This window comes from Polaribacter glomeratus (assembly GCF_002954665.1).
Classification (GTDB): Bacteria; Bacteroidota; Bacteroidia; order Flavobacteriales; family Flavobacteriaceae; genus Polaribacter; species Polaribacter glomeratus.
In genome coordinates this window covers 1756378-1759860 of the sequence record NZ_MSCM01000001.1, presented here as the reverse complement: position 1 = coordinate 1759860, position 3483 = coordinate 1756378, and the positions used below count along the sequence as shown (strand labels likewise).

Below are 3483 nucleotides of genomic sequence, written 5' to 3'. Positions count from 1 at the left end.
CGATACTAAAAGTTCCGCCTGTTGGGCTTCCTGCTAAAGTTTTCGTTTGATCTTCGGTAATAGAAGTGGTTGTTGTAGAATTTGTAATAGCAGGGCAGATTGTTAAAGTTGCAGTGCGAGTAACCCCACATTTATTATTTGTTCCAATTATTTTTACAGTATAATCACCAGCATTAGCAGCAGTTACATTGTTTAATGTTAATGAACTAGTTGTAGCTAATATAGTATTAGGTGCGGAGTTTTTGTACCATTTATATGTAAGTGTATTTGTAGAACTTGATCCACTATTGTAATTAGGAGTTCCTGAACTGTAGGTTGTTGTTTTTGATGCAGTAGCAGAAACAGTTAAAGTTGCATTAGTACCAGTTACGGCACCTGTATTTGCAGGTGCAGTAACCACAGTTATTTGCTCTGCGGTTTTTACAGCATTAGTAGTATTTTGACCAGTTATAGTACTTGTTGCAGCCGCTGTAGGAATACCATTTGAATTTACAGTTGTGCCTAAATTAGCTGAACTACCACCATTACTACCACCGTTTAGAGTTGCAGTTGTAGTTAAATTAGCAGCGCCTTCAAAAGCATCTGGACAGCCATCATTATCTGAATCTGTATCTAAACTATCTATAATACCGTCTTTATCAGTATCTGATGGTAAACAAATTATTCCTACTGCATCTAAATCATAATCAGTTGTGCTAGAGTTTCCTTTATTAAATGCAATATATCTAAAGTTAACATTTGCAGTTACCGTAGTAGTTATAAAACTGCCTGAAGTTGAAGTTTGTGGAGATGTTGGATGATTAATAAAACCTGAATTTGGAGAAGTAGATTCAGATAAATCAATTACAGCAGTTCCACTTGCATTACTTTTCTTACGCCATGTAATTTGGTATTGTGTTCCTGATGGGAAAACTTGACCAAGATCTAAAATTAATTGTTGATTGTTATTGTAAATTTCTGCATAATTACCGTCAGCAGCGCCTTCTGCATTATGTTTATTATTAACATCATTAATATCGCTTTCAAATGATGCGTATCTGGGTGAACATGACTCATCAGTATCTAAAATACCATCATTATCATCGTCTAAATCACAAATATCAGAAACACCATCTTTATCTGTATCTAAATTACCCGAAGCGACAGCATCACAAGGGTCCACCATAGGGGTTACTGTAAAAGTAACACTTGAAGTTGTAGCAGAACAACCTCCATTAGCAGGAATTGTATATTTAACTGTAACATTAGTATTTATACTAATATCAGCAGGTGTATAAGTTGTTCCTGAAATAGTACCACCACCAGAAACCACAGACCAAGTTCCGCCAGAAGGGCTTCCTACTAAAGTTTTGGTATGATTTTCGGCAATTGCAGTAGTTGTTGTTGAATTTACAGCAGTTACCTGTGGTGTTACGGTTAAGTTTAGTGTTTTGTTAGCGGCACAAGTAACGCCTTGCGAGTTTACAGTAGTATTTCCTTGTACGGTTACTGATTTGTTTCCGGCAGAACCATTGTAAGTGACACCATTAACTGACCATTTATAAGTGCTGTTTGAACAAATTGTTACATTCGTTACTATCGTTGCTGGACGAGAAGTTTGATTCAATAAAATTTCTGGTTGAGTGTTGCTGTTATTAGGCACTAACCAAAATACATCTGTTGCAATTAAAGTACCATTAGAAACCCATCCTTTTAAATCATCTGCATCATAGGTATTTCCATTACTTGCAGTCCAAGAATAATTATTATTAATATTGGTGTTATTTGTCCAGTGCCATACAGTAGATTGAATAGATCTATAAAAATTAGACATAAGACCTGTAGGAAGATTGCTAGGTGCATAATTTGGATGCGTAATTACTGCAACTGTCCGCTGTACAAGTTCTCTTATTTGAGCTTTTGTGTAATTACTGTTATTAAAACTAATATCCGAATTAGGATCTAAAGTGGTATTGAAAACCTCATTTGGACTTGGTGCATTTTTAGAAATGTTTAAACAGAATGATGGTACACCACTATTATTTAATGTAGATCTTGAGATACCCCAGCCACTACCTTCTGTTATTTCTAGAGGTGTTTCAGGTGAACAAGCAGACGAACTGTTTGTAAATGATTTATTGCTATCACCACTAAAAGAAACTTTATTTTTTGTTTTTGGGCTATATCCATTAGCTGATATATAACTCTGTTTGTCGTCTAAAGAGTTAGAAGTAGCAGAAGCAGCAGTTTTGATTGTTGTTGGCTTTGCTCTGTTCCAGAAATAACCTGTTTTATATTTTTTTACGTTTTTCCAGTTTGTTTGATAATTATCGTAAAAATTACCTGTGGATAAAGTTTTACTTGTTGAAATTAAATGGTCACTTTCGAAGTTCTTTGAGAAAATGTTTCCATGACTAAGTTGTACAAGTGAAACTAAAAAAATTAGTGTAATTAGGGTTTTTTTGTTAATGTAATTCATTTTTTAATTAGGGTTTTTTGGCCTGTAAATATAATAAAAAACTTTTGGAGGTAATTTACTGAATATCAGTTATTTAATTAAATTTTAATTCTTTTTATAAAGATTATTCTACCTAATTATAGAAACGTCTGCTTCAAGTTTATGTAGGCAAAGTTGATTATTAAGCCTCATTAATTTCCTAAAAATTCGTTTAATAGTTGCTTTCCTTCGTTGGGTGGCGTTAAAAATAAGGTTTAAATTTAGAGTGCAAAATATGGTTCATTCTATATATTTTAAAAGATACTTTTGCTGTGTTTAAGACTACAGGATGTTTTTGTATAATACTTTAGACCTATTTTTCTTGCAGATTTAACTCTAAATTAAAACACTTTTTCGTTATTTTATTTCTTTAAATATTAGTTTTTTATTAATGCTTTTGTGCAATGATAAATAAGTTTAGCAGTAGACTTTTAATTATTGTTCTTTAAATCTAAAAGTTAAATATCAATATTGTTTTATAATTTGTAGAAACTCATTTTTCTGTTTATTTTATACGTTATTATATAAAAAGCTATTTTACATATAAAAAAGAGGAACTTAAAACAGTTCCTCTTTTTGGTATTAATAAATTAGCAGTTTTATCTAAAGAATATTTTAGAGGTTCCGTAATTTGTTTGTTTGCTATTCACTTTTAAGAATAAGATACCAGGTTTTACTTTTACGTTAAAATCGATTTCATTTTTACCGGTTGTTAATTGAACAGGAGCATTGTAGATTTCTTTACCTGTAACATCAAATAAAGAAACGGTTGCTTTTGCGTCTACTTTACTAAATAAAAGCACGTTTACATTTCCTTTAGAAGGATTTGGGTATGCCATAAATTTATTTTGAAACTGTTCAATTTTACCAACAGTTTGGTTTTCTACTGCAGACTTGGTAAACTTTACATCAGAGATTTTTAAATCTAATTTTTTAGTATTTGCTTCTACTGGTAAGAATGTAAAAGTGATGGTTGTTAAATCATCCGCAGAAATTTTAGTAGTGTT

Annotated in this window: 2 protein-coding genes; both read right to left on the bottom strand. The window is 31.9% G+C overall.

The window, feature by feature from the left end:
* The coding region (locus tag BTO16_RS17590; protein ID WP_170064427.1) for a thrombospondin type 3 repeat-containing protein at positions 1–2458 on the bottom strand (2458 nt) is incomplete at its 3' end.
* A 617-nt stretch (positions 2459–3075) separates the two neighbouring features.
* A partial coding sequence (locus BTO16_RS17585) for a T9SS type A sorting domain-containing protein (protein WP_170064426.1) occupies positions 3076–3483 on the bottom strand: 408 nt, incomplete at its 5' end.